This is a genomic window from Streptomyces sp. NPDC101178 (assembly GCF_044767965.1).
Taxonomy (GTDB): Bacteria; Actinomycetota; Actinomycetes; order Streptomycetales; family Streptomycetaceae; genus Streptomyces.
Genome location: NZ_JBIWOZ010000012.1, coordinates 1 through 14,112 on the forward strand (window position 1 = coordinate 1; position 14,112 = coordinate 14,112).

Below are 14,112 nucleotides of genomic sequence, written 5' to 3' on the forward strand. Positions count from 1 at the left end.
GGGGGGGGCCGCGGGGGGTGCCGGCGGGGGCGGCGCCCCGGGGGGGGTCGGTTCGGTGGGGGTGGGGGTGGGGGTGGGGGGGGGGGGGGCGCCGCCCCCCCCCCCCCACGCCGCGCTCCAGCGTGGAGAGCCAGGCCTGCTCGAACCTCGTCCGCGAGTCGGTGAGGTAGGCGAAGCGCGGCTGGGTCGCGAGGTGCTTGGACTCCTTCTGGTAGATCGCGACGGCGGGGCGGTGCCGGTCGATCTCCCGGAAGGACTCGGTGACCAGTGCCTCGATGGTCTCGCGGGGGCCGAGTCCGGCCGCCAGGACGGCGTCGTACCCCTGCCAGAGCTCGTCGAGGAAGGCGGAGAGGATCTCGTCGATCATCGATTCCTTGGAATCGAAGTGGTAGTAGAGGCTGCCGGCGAGCATCCCCGCCTCGTCCGCGATGCGGCGGACGGTCGTGGCGTTGTATCCCTGGGCGGCGAAGACCTCGGCGGCGGTGGCGAGGAGTTCGCGGCGCCGTTCGGGGGTGGGGGTCACCTGGGGCTTCTTCTTGGTAGGCACCGGTCCATTGTCCGCCCGCCACCGCCGCGTTCACGCATGCTGGCTGCTGACGGCGACGACCTCGCCGGTCATGTACGAGGAGTAGCCGCTGGCCAGGAAGACGATCACGTTGGCGACCTCCCAGGGTTCGGCGTAGCGCCCGAAGGCCTCCTTCTCCGTCAGTTCCGCGAGCAGTTCGGCGGAGGTGACCTTGGCCAGGTGGGGGTGCAGGGCGAGGCTGGGGGCGACGGCGTTGACGCGTACGCCGTAGTCGGCCGCTTCGAGCGCGGCGCAGCGGGTGAGGGCCATGACGCCGGCCTTGGCGGCGGCGTAGTGGGCCTGGCCGCGCTGGGCGCGCCAGCCGACGACGGAGGCGTTGTTGACGATCACGCCTCCGGTTCCGGTGGCCTTGAGCGAGCGCAGGGCCGCGCGGGTGCAGCGGAAGGTGCCGTTCAGCGTGACGTCGAGGATCTTCGTCCACCGGTCGTCGGTCATCTCGGTGAGTTCCGCGGTGCCGCCGAGGCCCGCGTTGTTGACGACGATATCCAGGCGGCCGTGGGCCTCCTGCGCGTGGGCGAAGAGGGCCTGCACCTGGGCCTCGTCGGTGACGTCGCAGGTCAGAGCGGTGACGCGGTCGGCGCCGAACTCTTCGGCGAGGGCGTGCGCGCTCTCCTTCAGCCGCCGGGCGTGGGCGTCGCTGAGGACGATTCGCGCCCCCTCCTCCAGGAAGCGGCGGGCGGTGGCGCCGCCGATCCCGGCTCCGGCGGCGGCGGTGACGACGGCGGTGCGGCCGGTGAGCAGGCCGTGGCCCGGCAGGTAGTCCGGTGCGCCCATCGGCCCATCCCCCAACTCCTCGACGGTGCTTGGAGCGTACGTTAACCTACCAAACACTTGTTAGGGAACGGCCTGACGGAAGGCGACCCCTCATGGATCTGGCGCAGACACCACGGACCGAGGCGCTGCGGGCCGAGGCGAGGGAATGGCTGCGCGCCCATGTGCCCGCCCGGCCCCTCCCCTCCCTGGAGACGGCGGAAGGGTTCGCCGCGCACCGGGCGTGGGAGGCGGAGCTGTACGCGGGCGGGTGGTCGGCGGTCTCCTGGCCGAAGGAGTACGGGGGCCGGGGCGCGGACCTCTTCGGGTGGCTGGCGTTCGAGGAGGAGTACTGGGCGGCGGGCGCGCCGGGCCGGGTCGCGCAGAACGGGATCAGCCTCCTCGCCCCGACCCTCTTCGACCACGGCACCGCCGAGCAGCGGGCCCGGGTGCTGCCCCCGATGGCGGGCGGCGAGGTGATCTGGGCGCAGGCCTGGTCGGAGCCGGAGGCCGGGTCGGATCTGGCGGCGCTGCGGTCGCGGGCGGTGCGGACGGCGGGCGGCTGGCTGCTGTCGGGGCAGAAGACGTGGTCCTCGCGGGCGGCGTTCGCGGACCGGGCGTTCGGGATCTTCCGTACGGACCCGGCGGCGGCGAAGCCGCATCACGGGCTCACGTACCTGATGTTCGGGCTGCGCGACCCCGGGGTCACGGTCCGGCCGATCGGGCGGCTGGACGGGAAGCCCGCCTTCGCCGAGATCTTCCTGGACGAGGTCTTCGTACCGGACGAGGACGTCATCGGTGAGCCGGGCCGGGGCTGGCAGATCGCCATGGCGGCCACCGGGAACGAACGCGGCCTCACCCTCCGCTCCCCCGGCCGCTTCCTGGCCGCCGCCGACCGGCTGACGGAGTTGTGGCGGGAGGCGGGCGACCCGGCGGACACAGCGGTGCGCGACCGGGTGGCGGACGCGGTGATCGGAGCGCGGGCGTACCGGCTGTTCACGGCAGCCTCGGCGTCCCGGTTCACGGCGGGCGCGGCGCTCGGCGCGGAGTCCAGCCTGAACAAGATCTTCTGGTCGGAGTACGACATCGCGCTGCACGAGACCGCGCTCGACCTGCTCGGCCCGGACGCGGAGGCGGCGGACGGGCCGTGGGCGGAGGGGTACGTCTTCGCGCTGGCGGGGCCCGTCTACGCCGGGACCAACGAGATCCAGCGCGACATCGTCGCCGAGCGGCTGCTCGGCCTGCCGAAGGGACGGCGCTGATGCGTTTTCTCCTCACCGACGAGCAGCGGGAGTTCGCGCGCTCGCTGGACACGCTGCTCACGGCGGCGGACACGCCTGCGGTGGTACGGGCGTGGGCCGCCGGTGATCACGGACCGGGGCTCGGTCTGTGGCGGCGGCTGGCGGAGGCGGGCGTGTTCGCGCTGGCGGTGCCGGAGGCGTACGGAGGTGTGGGCCCGCTCCCGGTGGAGACGGCCGTGGCGTTCGTGGAGCTGGGCCGCCACGGTGTGCCGGGGCCGGTGGTGGAGAGCGTGGCGGCGGCGGTGCTGCTGGGCGCGGTGGGCGGTCCGGGGGCCGGGGAGTGGCTGCCGGGGATCGCGGACGGTACGGCGGTGGCATCGCTGGCCCTGGAGGCGTACGGGCCGTACGCGCTGGACGCCGATGTGGCGGAGGCGGTGTTCGTGGTGGCCGGGGACGAGCTGCGGCCGGCGCGGGCACCCGGAAGGCCCGCGCCCTCCATGGACCCGGCGCGGCGGCTCTTCCGGCCGGAGGCGGCCGGCGCGGCGGTGGCCTCCGGGGCCCGGGTGCGCGAGGCGGCGACGGCGGCGGGCACCTGGGCCACCTTCGCGACGGCGGCCCAGGCGCTCGGCTGCGGGGAGGCGCTGCTGCGGGCGACGGTGGCGTACGCCAAGCAGCGCACCCAGTTCGACGTGCCCATCGGCTCCTTCCAGGCCGTCAAACACCGCCTCGCGGACACCCTCCTCGGCCTGGAGTTCGCACGCCCGCTGCTGTACGGGGCGGCGGTGGAGCTGGCCGAGGACGCGCCCGGTGCCGGGGCCGCGGTGGCGGCGGCGAAGGTGGCGGCGGGCGAGGCGGCGTACGCGGCGGCCCGCACCGCGCTGCACCTGCACGGCGCGGTCGGGTACACCGAGGAGCTGGACCTGGCGTGGTGGCTGCGCCGGGCCCGGCCGCTGCGGGACGCGTGGGGCACACCGGCGGCGTGCCGGGCACGGGTGCTGACGGGGTGAGGACCTCTCAGGTCCCGAGCGGCGTCACTTTCGGCCCTGACGGGGTGAAGGCCTCTCAGGTCCGGAGCGGCGTCACTTCCGGCGTACCGTGCGCAGCGGCTGTCCGGGCCGCCAGGACTCGATGACCAGAAAGTCGCCGTCCAGCCCGATGCGGACCGCCTCCGTCAGCTCGGCGCGGAAGAGCTGGAAGGGCTCCGGCGGCGTGGCGTCCTCGACGAAGCGGGCGAGGTACTCGGGGTCGGTGATCTCCACGGCCCGGCCGCTGACGCGGACGTCGCCGTCGTTCATCTCGGCGTCGGGCCCCGGGTTGGCGTGGAGCGCGAAGCGCGGGTCGCGGCGCAGGTCCAGGGACTTGCGGGAGTCCGGCATCATGCCGAGCAGCAGCTCGCCGAAGCGGAAGTCGGCCTCCAGGCCGGTGACGCGGGGCGAGCCGTCCGCGCGGACGGTGGCGAGGACGTGGTGCTTGTAGAGCTGGAAACGCCGGCGCACGGTGTCGGCGAAGACGGGCTCGGCGGCGGCGAAGCCGCTCCAGGAGAGCGGTGAGGAAGACGTCATGGCCGCCATGGAACACCTGATACCCGACACCTTCTGTCCGGTATCGCCGACCGGCTCCGGCCGCTCACACGTCCGAGAACGTGATGACCACCGCCTGGCCCATCGTCCGCAGCACCCCGGGCGTGCCGTCCTCGGCGAGCACCCCGTCGTAGCGGTCGAGCCGGATGTCCGTACCGTCGAGCACTGCGCCGTCGTCCAGCGAGAGGGCCAGCACCGCGCCGCCCGGCGGGGCCGTGAGGCGTACGGTGCCGCAGACCACGGCGGTCTCCGCCCGCGTACGCCCTCTGCGGTACATGACGTTCAGGTTGACCACGGGTCCGGCCAGCAGGAAGCCGTCGGTCGGCCGGTCGCCGGCGAAGTCGTGCGGCCACAGCGGCTCGTCGACGATGTGGTGCTCGCCGCCGACGACGAGGTCCATGCCCGCGCCTTCGACGACGGTCAGGGTGCGGTCGACGCCCGGGAAGAGCGAGAACGGCCCGTCGGCGGTGACGTCGGCGAGGCTCACCCGCCAGTCGAACGCGTCGGCTCCCGCGGGCGCGGCCGCCACCTCGCGGGTCAGACCGCCGCCGTTCCTCCACGGGACGGGCGTACGGTCGGCGGCGCGCAGGATCCGCGTACTCATCGGACGATCCCCTGGGCCTCGGCGGCGGCCAGCCAGGACGGGAACTCCGCGACCAGCCGGTCGTACAGCTCGGTGTCCGAGACCTTCCGCGGATCGAGCCCGGCGTGGAAGTACCCGGCGTTGTCGACGACCCGCTTGGCGGGGACCGCCAGCTCGTCCAGCTTGCGCAGGAAGTCGAACTGGGTGCTGCGGGTGTCGCCGAAGCCGACGAACTGCCAGAACAGCGGGAGCTTCGCGGCCTTGCAGAGGTAGCGCTCGGCGGCGAGCTTGCTGGTGGGCCCGCCGTCCGTCTGGAAGACGACCAGGGCGGGTTCGGTGGAGCCGCTGTCGAGGTAGTGGTCGATGACCGCGTCCATGGCGGCGTGGTAGTTCGTCCGGCCCATGTGCCCGAGGTTCGCCACGATCTTGTCGATGATCCCGTGGTGGTCGCTCAGCCCGGCCTCTCCGAACCCGTCGATGTCCGTGGAGAAGAAGACGACGGGGACCCGGCCGTCGTCGTCGAGGTGGGCCGAGAGCCCCAGCACCCGGTCGGCCAGCGCCTGGACGGTGCCGTCCTTGTAGTAGTCCCGCATCGAGCCGGAGTAGTCGAGAACCAGGTAGACGGCGGCGCGCCGGCCGTTCAGTCCGTGCTTCTCCAGCGAGACGCCGGCGCTCTTGTAGAGGCTGACGAGGCCGGGAGCCGTCTCCCGTACCTTCTCCAGGCTGATGGCCGGGCCGCTGGCGGCCGCCGTGTTCACGCCGTGCATGGCGCCCCCTTGTGCGGTCCGTTGTGCGGTCCGTGCTCTGCGGACCTAGAGCATAGGGGTGCCCCGGCACCGGAGTCCCCCGTACCGGTTCGCTATCTTGATCGCCGCCGACCTGCGCCGGCCCCGCAGCGCACTCCCAGTGAAGGAGCCGGTCATGGAGGCCGCCGCCACCACGTGTTACCGCCATCCGTCGTACGAGACGTATGTCCGCTGCACCCGCTGCGAGCGCACCATCTGCCCTGAGTGCATGCACGAGGCCTCGGTGGGCTACCACTGCGCGGAGTGCGTGAAGGAGGGCCGGCACTCGGTGCGGCAGGCCCGCACGGTGTTCGGCGGTGCGGTGACCGGGGCGGCGGCGCCGGTGGTGACGTACGTCCTGATGGCGCTGAACATCCTGGCCTACCTCGGCGAGGTGGTGCGGCCGGAGATCGTGGACCGGTACGCGGTGCTCGGTGCGGCGCTGACCGGGCCGGACGGGGAGCGGTACTACTACCAGGGTGAGACGTTCGCCGGGTACCAGCTGACGGGGATCGCGGACGGCGAGTGGTACCGGCTGGTGACCGGGGCCTTCCTGCACCTGCCGCCGGACGCCTCGTTCGGCGTGATGCACCTGCTGTTCAACATGTTCGCGCTCTGGAACATCGGCCGGGTGGTGGAGGGGCAGCTCGGGCGGGCCCGGTATCTCGCGCTGTATCTGCTGTCGGCGGTGGGCGGCTCGCTCGCCGTGTATCTGCTGGCGCCGGACACCTCCACCGTGGGCGCCTCCGGTGCGGTGTTCGGTCTCGCCGCCTCGTACTGGGTGATCAACCGGCGGCTCGGCCATGACATGGCGGCGGTGAACCGGTTCATGGCCGGGTTCCTGCTCTGGATGGTGCTCTCGGCGCTGTTCACCTCATGGCAGGGGCACCTGGGCGGGCTGGTGACCGGGGCGGTGGTGACGTACGGACTCGCCTACGCGCCGGCAAGGCTGCGGACCTGGCCGGTGCAGCTCGCGGGTGCGGTGGTGCTGGTGGGGCTGTTCGCGGTGGCGGTGGTGGCGCGGACCTCGGCGCTGACCGGCTGAGCCCCGCACCGGGAGGCCGGTCGACCTGGCCCCGGACGCGCCACGGCGCCCACTGAGTCCGGTCGGGGACAGGCGGGCGCCGCGTTCAGTTCCGTACGCCGTTGTACGGGACGTTTCTGGGGGCTCACCCCCGGGCCGCGTGGCCCAGGGGGAACCCGGGTGGTGCTCAGACCAGCAGGGACCGGTCCGTCGGGCGGATCGGGGCCGGCAGGGCGCTGGTCCCGGTCAGGAAGCGGTCCACACCGCGGGCGGCGGAGCGGCCCTCGGCGATCGCCCAGACGATCAGCGACTGGCCGCGGCCCGCGTCACCGGCGACGTAGACGCCGTCGACGTTGGTCGCGTAGTGCTCGTCGCGGGCGACGTTGCCCCGTGCGTCGAGCTCCAGGCCGAACTGCTGGACCAGGCCGTTGGACTGGTCGGTTCCGGTGAAGCCCATGGCGAGGGTGACGAGCTGCGCGGGGATGCGCCGCTCCGTGCCGGGCTTCTGCTCCAGCTTACCGTCCTTGAACTCGACCTCGACCAGGTGGAGGGCCGCGACGTTTCCGTCCTCGTTGCCCTCGAAGTGGGTGGTGGAGACGGAGTAGACCCGCTCGCCGCCCTCCTCGTGCGCGGAGGTGACCTTGTAGAGCATCGGGAAGGTCGGCCACGGCTGGTTCGCGTTCCGGTCCTCGCCCGGCTTCGGCATGATCTCCAGCTGGGTGACGGAGGCCGCGCCCTGTCGGTGGGCGGTGCCGACGCAGTCGGCTCCGGTGTCGCCGCCGCCGATGACGACGACGTGCTTGCCGCCGGCGTGGATCGGGGCGACCGTCAGGTCACCCTCCTGCACCTTGTTGGCGAGCGGGAGGTACTCCATCGCGAAGTGGATGCCGCCCAGCTCACGGCCGGGGACCGGCAGGTCGCGGGAGACGGTGGCACCGGCCGCGATGACGACCGAGTCGTAGCGGCGGCGGAGCTTGGCGGCGTCGATGTCCTTGCCGATCTCCACCTCCGTACGGAACTTGGTGCCTTCCAGGCGCATCTGCTCGATGCGGCGGTTGATGTGCGACTTCTCCATCTTGAACTCGGGGATGCCGTAGCGCAGCAGGCCCCCGATGCGGTCCGCGCGCTCGTAGACGACGACGGTGTGACCGGCCCGGGTCAGCTGCTGGGCGGCGGCGAGTCCCGCCGGGCCCGAACCGATGACGGCGACGGTCTTGCCGGAGAGGCGCTCGGGCGGCTGCGGGGTGACGTCGCCGCTGTCCCACGCCTTGTCGATGATGGAGACCTCGACGTTCTTGATGGTGACGGCCGGCTGGTTGATGCCGAGCACGCACGCCGACTCGCAGGGGGCCGGGCAGAGCCGCCCGGTGAACTCCGGGAAGTTGTTCGTGGCGTGCAGCCGCTCGGAGGCGGCGGTCCAGTCCCCGCGGTAGGCGTAGTCGTTCCACTCGGGGATGAGGTTTCCGAGCGGACAGCCGTTGTGGCAGAACGGGATGCCGCAGTCCATGCAGCGGCCGGCCTGCTTGCTGATGATCGGGAGCAGCGAGCCCGGAACGTAGACCTCGTTCCAGTCCTTGACGCGCTCGGCCACGGGGCGGGTCTGGGCGACCTCGCGTCCGGTGGTCAGGAAGCCCTTGGGGTCAGCCATTGGTCGCCGCCTCCATCATCTTCTCGGTGGTCTCCTGCTCGGAGAGACCGGCGAGCTCAGCGGCGTCCTTGGCGGCGAGCACTGCCTTGTACGTGGACGGGATGATCTTGCTGAAGCGGGTCACGGCCGTGTCCCACTCGGCGAGGAGCTTCTCCGCGACGGTGGAGCCGGTCTCCTCGTGGTGGCGGCGCACGACGTCGTGCAGCCACTGCCGGTCGGTGTCGGTGAGCTCCTCGATCGCGCCGAGGTTGCCCACGTTGACGTTGTCGCGGTCCAGGTCGATGACGTACGCGACGCCGCCCGACATACCGGCGGCGAAGTTGCGGCCGGTCTCGCCGAGGACGACGGCGTGGCCGCCGGTCATGTACTCGCAGCCGTGGTCGCCGACGCCTTCGGAGACGACGGTCGCGCCGGAGTTGCGGACGCAGAAGCGCTCGCCGGTGCGGCCGCGGAGGAAGAGTTCGCCGCCGGTGGCGCCGTAGCCGATGGTGTTGCCGGCGATGGTGGAGTACTCGGCGAGGTGGTCGGCGCCCCGGTCCGGGCGGACGATCACCCGGCCGCCGGAGAGGCCCTTGCCGACGTAGTCGTTGGCGTCGCCCTCCAGGCGCAGGGTGACCCCGCGCGGGAGGAAGGCGCCGAAGGACTGGCCGGCCGAGCCGGTGAAGGTGACGTCGATGGTGTTCTCGGGCAGGCCCGCACCGCCGAACTTCTTGGTCACCTCGTGGCCGAGCATGGTGCCGACCGTGCGGTTGATGTTGCGGATCGCGACCTGGGCCCGGACGGGCTGGGCGGCCTCGGGGCTGTCGGCGCCGAGCGCGTCGGCGGCCAGCTTGATCAGCTGGTTGTCGAGCGCCTTGGCCAGACCGTGGTCCTGCTCGACGATCCGGTGGCGGACCGCGCCCTCGGGCAGCTCGGGGACGTGGAAGAGCGGAGCCAGGTCCAGGCCCTGCGCCTTCCAGTGGGAGATCGCCCGGTCGGTGTCGAGGAGCTCGGCGTGGCCGACGGCCTCCTCGATGGTGCGGAAGCCCAGCTCGGCGAGGATCTCGCGGACCTCTTCCGCGATGAACTCGAAGAAGTTGACGACGTACTCGGCCTTGCCGGAGAACCGGTCGCGGAGCACCGGGTTCTGGGTGGCGATGCCGACCGGGCAGGTGTCCAGGTGGCAGACGCGCATCATGACGCAGCCGGAGACGACGAGCGGCGCGGTCGCGAAACCGAACTCCTCGGCGCCGAGGAGGGCGGCGATGACGACGTCGCGGCCGGTCTTGAGCTGGCCGTCGGTCTGGACGACGATGCGGTCGCGCAGGCCGTTGAGCAGCAGGGTCTGCTGGGTCTCGGCGAGGCCGAGCTCCCAGGGGCCGCCCGCGTGCTTGAGCGAGGTGAGCGGGGACGCGCCCGTTCCGCCGTCGTGGCCGGAGATGAGGACGACGTCCGCGTGCGCCTTGGAGACACCGGCCGCGACCGTGCCGACGCCGACCTCGGAGACCAGCTTCACGTGGATGCGGGCCTGCGGGTTGGCGTTCTTCAGGTCGTGGATCAGCTGCGCGAGGTCTTCGATGGAGTAGATGTCGTGGTGCGGCGGCGGCGAGATGAGGCCGACGCCGGGCGTCGAGTGACGCGTCTTGGCGACCCACGGGTAGACCTTGTGGCCGGGCAGCTGGCCGCCCTCCCCGGGCTTGGCGCCCTGGGCCATCTTGATCTGGATGTCGTCCGCGTTGACCAGGTATTCGCTGGTCACACCGAAGCGGCCGGAGGCGACCTGCTTGATGGACGAGCGGCGCGCCGGGTCGTACAGGCGGTCCGGGTCCTCGCCGCCCTCGCCGGTGTTGGACTTGCCGCCGAGCTGGTTCATCGCGATGGCGAGCGTCTCGTGCGCCTCACGGGAGATGGAGCCGTACGACATGGCGCCGGTGGAGAACCGCTTGACGATCTCGGAGGCGGGCTCGACCTCGTCGATCGGGATCGGGGCGCGGCCGGAGGTGAAGCCGAAGAGGCCGCGGAGCGTCATCAGGCGCTCGGACTGCTCGTTCACCCGGTCCGTGTACTGCTTGAAGATGTCGTAGCGCCGGTTGCGGGTGGCGTGCTGGAGGCGGAAGACCGTGTCCGGGTCGAACAGGTGCGGCTCGCCCTCGCGGCGCCACTGGTACTCGCCGCCGATCTCCAGCGCGCGGTGCGAGGCCGCGATGCCGGAGGCCGGGTACGCCTTGGTGTGCCGGGCGGCGACCTCCTTGGCGACGACCTCCAGGCCGGCGCCGCCGATCTTGGTGGCGGTGCCGTTGAAGTACGTCCCGACGAACTCCTCGTCCAGGCCGACGGCCTCGAAGACCTGGGCGCCGCGGTAGGAGGCGACGGTGGAGATGCCCATCTTGGACATGACCTTGAGGACGCCCTTGCCGAGCGCGTAGATCAGGTTCCGGATGGCCTGCTCGGCCTCGATGTCCTCGATGAACGTGCCGGCGCGGACCAGGTCCTCGACGGACTCCATCGCGAGGTACGGGTTGACCGCGGCGGCGCCGTAACCGATGAGCAGCGCGACGTGGTGGACCTCGCGGACGTCCCCGGCCTCGACCAGCAGGCCCACCTGGGTGCGCTGCTTGGTGCGGATGAGGTGGTGGTGGACGGCGGAGGTGAGCAGCAGCGAGGGGATCGGTGCGTGCTCGGCGTCGGAGTGCCGGTCGGAGAGGACGATGAGGCGGGCGCCGTCCTCGATGGCGGCGTCGACCTCGGCGCAGATCTCCTCGAGACGCGCGGCCAGCGCGTCGCCGCCGCCGCTGACCCGGTAGAGACCGGCCAGCGTGGCGGCCTTCATGCCCGGCATGTCGCCGTCGGCGTTGATGTGTATCAGCTTGGCGAGCTCGTCGTTGTCGATCACCGGGAACGGCAGCGTGACGCTGCGGGCCGCGGCGGCGGTCGGCTCCAGGATGTTGCCCTGGGGGCCGAGCGAGGAGCGCAGCGAGGTGACGAGCTCCTCGCGGATGGCGTCCAGCGGCGGGTTGGTGACCTGGGCGAAGAGCTGGGTGAAGTAGTCGAAGAGGAGCCGGGGGCGCTCGGAGAGCGCGGCGATCGGCGAGTCGGTGCCCATGGAGCCGAGCGGCTCGCCGGCGGTGCGGGCCATCGGCGCGAGGATGACGCGCAGCTCTTCCTCGGTGTAGCCGAAGGTCTGCTGGCGGCGGGTGACCGAGGCGTGGGTGTGCACGATGTGCTCACGCTCGGGCAGGTCGCTCAGCTCGATCTCGCCGGTCTCCAGCCACTCCTGGTACGGCTGCTCGGCGGCGAGGGACGCCTTGATCTCGTCGTCCTCGATGATGCGGTGCTCGGCGGTGTCGACGAGGAACATCCGGCCGGGCTGGAGGCGGCCCTTGCGGACGACCTTGGCCGGGTCGATGTCCAGGACGCCGACCTCGGAGGAGAGCACGACGAGCCCGTCGTCGGTGACCCAGTAGCGGCCGGGGCGCAGACCGTTGCGGTCGAGGACCGCGCCGACCTGGACGCCGTCGGTGAAGGTGACGCAGGCCGGGCCGTCCCAGGGCTCCATCATCGCGGAGTGGTACTGGTAGAAGGCGCGCCGGGCCGGGTCCATCGAGTCGTGGTTCTCCCACGCCTCGGGGACCATCATCAGGACCGCGTGCGGCAGCGAGCGGCCGCCGAGGTGGAGCAGCTCCAGGACCTCGTCGAAGGAGGCCGAGTCGGAGGCGTCCGGGGTGCAGACGGGGAAGATCCGGTCGAGCTGCGCCTGCCCAAAGAGGGAGGAGGCGAGCTGGGACTCGCGGGCCTTCATCCAGTTGCGGTTGCCCTTGACCGTGTTGATCTCGCCGTTGTGCGCGACGAAGCGGTACGGGTGGGCCAGCGGCCAGCTCGGGAAGGTGTTGGTCGAGAACCGGGAGTGGACCAGCGCGACCGTGGAGGCGAAGCGGCGGTCGGAGAGGTCCGGGAAGAACGGCTCCAGCTGCCCGGTGGTGAGCATGCCCTTGTAGACGATGGTGCGGGCGGAGAGCGAGGGGAAGTACACCCCGGCCTCACGCTCGGCACGCTTGCGCAGGACGAACGCCTTGCGGTCCAGGACGATGCCGGTGGACTCGCCGTCGGCGACGAAGACCTGGCGGAACTCGGGCATGGTGGCGCGGGCGCCGTTGCCGAGAAGTGCGGGGGTGACCGGGACGTCACGCCAGCCGAGGACGGTGAGGCCCTCCTGGGTGGCGATCTCCTCGATCGTGCGGACGGCCTCGGTGGAGCCGTCGGCGGGGAGGAAGGCGATACCGACGGCGTACGAACCCGCCTCGGGCAGCTCGAAAGGGGCCTCTGCGCGCAGGAAGGCGTCGGGGACCTGGCACAGGATGCCGGCGCCGTCGCCGGAGTCGGGCTCGGAGCCGGTGGCACCTCGGTGTTCGAGGTTGCGCAGTACGGTCAGCGCCTGCTCGACCAGCTCATGGCTGGCCACACCGGTCAGAGTGGCCACGAACCCGACGCCACAGGCGTCGTGCTCGTTACGGGGGTCGTACATCCCCTGCTGGGCGGGGCGACCGTCCATGGGCGACCAGGCGTCGATACGCATCGGCTCTCCCGTCGTCGTCGTGGCATATGCAGTGCCGAGGGACGACGTTGGCCCTCTGCGAAATTTCGTGCAGGTTACATGATGGGGCGCTTCTCAAGAAGCGGAAGGCTCGTTCCAACATGCGGACACCGCGGTGACCGGAGGTGACTGGGTGACCAGAGGTGACCGGTTGACCGGGGGTGGGTCGCTGTCGGCTGGATCGGCGCCCGGGGACCCGCAGAGAGCAGGCGTCGTTGCCTGCGGTGCCTACGGCTCATGCCCGGCGGCAAAGGAAACGAAACCACCGAGTAACGGCTACTTATGTGTAGCCCTGCATAGAGACTCATTTTACGGCTGCGGAGCCCGTCCCGCCCAGGGTCCGGCGCCAAGACGTACGTCACACGGGTTGCCGCGCGGTTAAGCCGTTCGGGCGGGTTCGTTACGCCGTACACCCCACCCCGACTCGGACCCGACCTCTCCCGTCAGCCGGCCGCCACACCGAACAGCGTGCCGAGCCCGTACGTCAGCGCCGCCGCGCCGCCACCGAGGGCGAGCTGCCGCAGCCCGCTGAACCACCAGCTGCGGGCCGTCACCCGGGCCACCACCGCACCGCAGCCGAAGAGGCCGAGCAGCGCGAGGAGCACCGATGGCCACAGGGCGCTCGCGCCGAGGAGGTACGGCAGCACGGGCAGCAGGGCGCCGAGCGCGAAGGCGCCGAAGGAGGAGACGGCGGCGACCAGCGGGGAGGGCAGGTCGTTCGGGTCGATGCCGAGCTCCTCGCGGGCGTGGATCTCCAGCGCCTGCTCCGGGTCGCGCGAGAGCTGCCGGGCCACCTCGCCGGCCAGCGGCGCGTCCACGCCCCGGGCCTCGTACAGCGCGGCGAGCTCGGCCATCTCGTCCTGGGGGTGTTTACGCAGTTCCCGGCGCTCGACGGCCAGCTCGGCCTCGACCAGCTCGCGCTGGGAGGCGACGGAGGTGTATTCACCGGCCGCCATGGAGAAGGCTCCGGCGGCCAGACCCGCGAGCCCGGTGATGACGATGGTCTGCTGCGAGACCGCGCCACCTGCGACGCCGGTCATCAGGGCGAGATTGGAGACCAGGCCGTCCATGGCGCCGAAGACGGCGGGGCGCAGCCAGCCGCCGTTCACATCCCGGTGGGTGTGGTTGTCCCGGTGCGCCTCGTGCAGGACGGCGTCGGTCTCGATGATGGCCACTGCTCACTTCTCCCCTGGGCGGTACAACTTTCGACAAAGTCCAAAGTACGCCTGCCGGGCGACCTTCGCCAGGAAGGCAAGCCTGCCTTAACACCCGCTCTGACCTGCGAAGAAAGGGCAGCCTCAGGATGACCGGCCGTCATCCGACCGGCCCCTTTCTGCCCGCTTCC

At 71.8% G+C, this 14,112-nt stretch carries 11 protein-coding genes; 3 read left to right on the forward strand and 8 right to left on the reverse strand.

Translation table 11 applies throughout. The features are described 5' to 3' along the window. Window positions 1–547, reverse strand: a 547-nt coding sequence (locus ACIRR8_RS28405; protein WP_404070120.1) for a TetR/AcrR family transcriptional regulator, incomplete at its 3' end; no start/stop codon positions are given. A 30-nt stretch (window positions 548–577) separates the two neighbouring features. Continuing rightward, the gene (locus ACIRR8_RS28410; RefSeq protein WP_404070122.1) at window positions 578–1,360 is read right to left on the reverse strand and encodes an SDR family oxidoreductase; all 783 of its coding nucleotides are present in this window, start codon (window positions 1,358–1,360) and stop codon (window positions 578–580) included. Between the two features lie 92 nt (window positions 1,361–1,452). Here ACIRR8_RS28410 and ACIRR8_RS28415 point away from each other — a divergent pair, with 92 nt between their 5' ends. Both ACIRR8_RS28415 and ACIRR8_RS28420 read left to right on the forward strand, forming a co-directional pair. Next, window positions 1,453–2,598 carry an acyl-CoA dehydrogenase family protein gene (locus ACIRR8_RS28415; protein ID WP_404070124.1) on the forward strand — a complete coding sequence of 382 codons (1,146 nt, stop codon included), beginning with the start codon at window positions 1,453–1,455 and terminating at the stop codon, window positions 2,596–2,598. Then, a complete protein-coding gene (locus ACIRR8_RS28420) occupies window positions 2,598–3,584 on the forward strand; it encodes an acyl-CoA dehydrogenase family protein (RefSeq protein ID WP_404070126.1) in 987 nt (328 codons plus the stop codon). Before ACIRR8_RS28415 ends, ACIRR8_RS28420 begins: the two co-directional genes overlap by 1 nt. A gap of 72 nt (window positions 3,585–3,656) precedes the next feature. Here the strand turns inward: ACIRR8_RS28420 and ACIRR8_RS28425 are convergent, their stop codons facing one another. From ACIRR8_RS28425 to ACIRR8_RS28435, 3 genes are read right to left on the reverse strand one after another with little or no spacing between them, the layout of a single operon-like run. Further along, the gene (locus ACIRR8_RS28425) at window positions 3,657–4,148 is read right to left on the reverse strand and encodes a pyridoxamine 5'-phosphate oxidase family protein (RefSeq protein WP_404070128.1); all 492 of its coding nucleotides are present in this window, start codon (window positions 4,146–4,148) and stop codon (window positions 3,657–3,659) included. A gap of 55 nt (window positions 4,149–4,203) precedes the next feature. Further along, the gene (locus tag ACIRR8_RS28430) at window positions 4,204–4,761 is read right to left on the reverse strand and encodes a HutD family protein (protein WP_404070130.1); all 558 of its coding nucleotides are present in this window, start codon (window positions 4,759–4,761) and stop codon (window positions 4,204–4,206) included. Then, window positions 4,758–5,507 (reverse strand): vWA domain-containing protein, encoded by a 750-nt coding sequence (locus ACIRR8_RS28435; RefSeq protein ID WP_404070132.1) that lies wholly within the window; start codon window positions 5,505–5,507, stop codon window positions 4,758–4,760. The genes ACIRR8_RS28430 and ACIRR8_RS28435 overlap by 4 nt, the downstream gene beginning before the upstream one ends. 154 nt (window positions 5,508–5,661) lie before the next feature. Here ACIRR8_RS28435 and ACIRR8_RS28440 point away from each other — a divergent pair, with 154 nt between their 5' ends. Next, a complete protein-coding gene (locus ACIRR8_RS28440; RefSeq protein WP_404070134.1) occupies window positions 5,662–6,570 on the forward strand; it encodes a rhomboid family intramembrane serine protease in 909 nt (302 codons plus the stop codon). A 166-nt stretch (window positions 6,571–6,736) separates the two neighbouring features. Here ACIRR8_RS28440 and ACIRR8_RS28445 read toward each other — a convergent pair whose 3' ends face one another. The 3 genes from ACIRR8_RS28445 to ACIRR8_RS28455 all read right to left on the reverse strand — a co-directional run bounded on the left by ACIRR8_RS28445 (window position 6,737) and on the right by ACIRR8_RS28455 (window position 13,942). Next, window positions 6,737–8,197, reverse strand: a complete 1,461-nt coding sequence (locus tag ACIRR8_RS28445) for a glutamate synthase subunit beta (RefSeq protein ID WP_404070136.1) — start codon at window positions 8,195–8,197, stop codon at window positions 6,737–6,739. Next, on the reverse strand, window positions 8,190–12,749 hold the full coding sequence (gene gltB, locus ACIRR8_RS28450) for a glutamate synthase large subunit (RefSeq protein ID WP_404070138.1): 4,560 nt from the start codon (window positions 12,747–12,749) through the stop codon (window positions 8,190–8,192). The genes ACIRR8_RS28445 and gltB overlap by 8 nt, the downstream gene beginning before the upstream one ends. Before the next feature lie 461 nt (window positions 12,750–13,210). After that, window positions 13,211–13,942, reverse strand: a complete 732-nt coding sequence (locus tag ACIRR8_RS28455; RefSeq protein WP_404070140.1) for a VIT1/CCC1 transporter family protein — start codon at window positions 13,940–13,942, stop codon at window positions 13,211–13,213. Between the last annotated feature and the right edge of the window lie 170 nt (window positions 13,943–14,112).

Excerpts from the sequence above, each read along its gene's own strand:
- gltB (WP_404070138.1), bottom strand. The coding sequence starts at position 12,749 with ATGCGTATCGACGCCTGGTCGCCCATGGACGGTCGCCCCGCCCAGCAG.
- ACIRR8_RS28435 (WP_404070132.1), bottom strand. The coding sequence starts at position 5,507 with ATGCACGGCGTGAACACGGCGGCCGCCAGCGGCCCGGCCATCAGCCTG.
- ACIRR8_RS28420 (WP_404070126.1), top strand. The coding sequence starts at position 2,598 with ATGCGTTTTCTCCTCACCGACGAGCAGCGGGAGTTCGCGCGCTCGCTG.
- ACIRR8_RS28440 (WP_404070134.1), top strand. The coding sequence starts at position 5,662 with ATGGAGGCCGCCGCCACCACGTGTTACCGCCATCCGTCGTACGAGACG.
- ACIRR8_RS28415 (WP_404070124.1), top strand. The coding sequence starts at position 1,453 with ATGGATCTGGCGCAGACACCACGGACCGAGGCGCTGCGGGCCGAGGCG.
- ACIRR8_RS28410 (WP_404070122.1), bottom strand. The coding sequence starts at position 1,360 with ATGGGCGCACCGGACTACCTGCCGGGCCACGGCCTGCTCACCGGCCGC.
- ACIRR8_RS28430 (WP_404070130.1), bottom strand. The coding sequence starts at position 4,761 with ATGAGTACGCGGATCCTGCGCGCCGCCGACCGTACGCCCGTCCCGTGG.
- ACIRR8_RS28445 (WP_404070136.1), bottom strand. The coding sequence starts at position 8,197 with ATGGCTGACCCCAAGGGCTTCCTGACCACCGGACGCGAGGTCGCCCAG.
- ACIRR8_RS28425 (WP_404070128.1), bottom strand. The coding sequence starts at position 4,148 with ATGGCGGCCATGACGTCTTCCTCACCGCTCTCCTGGAGCGGCTTCGCC.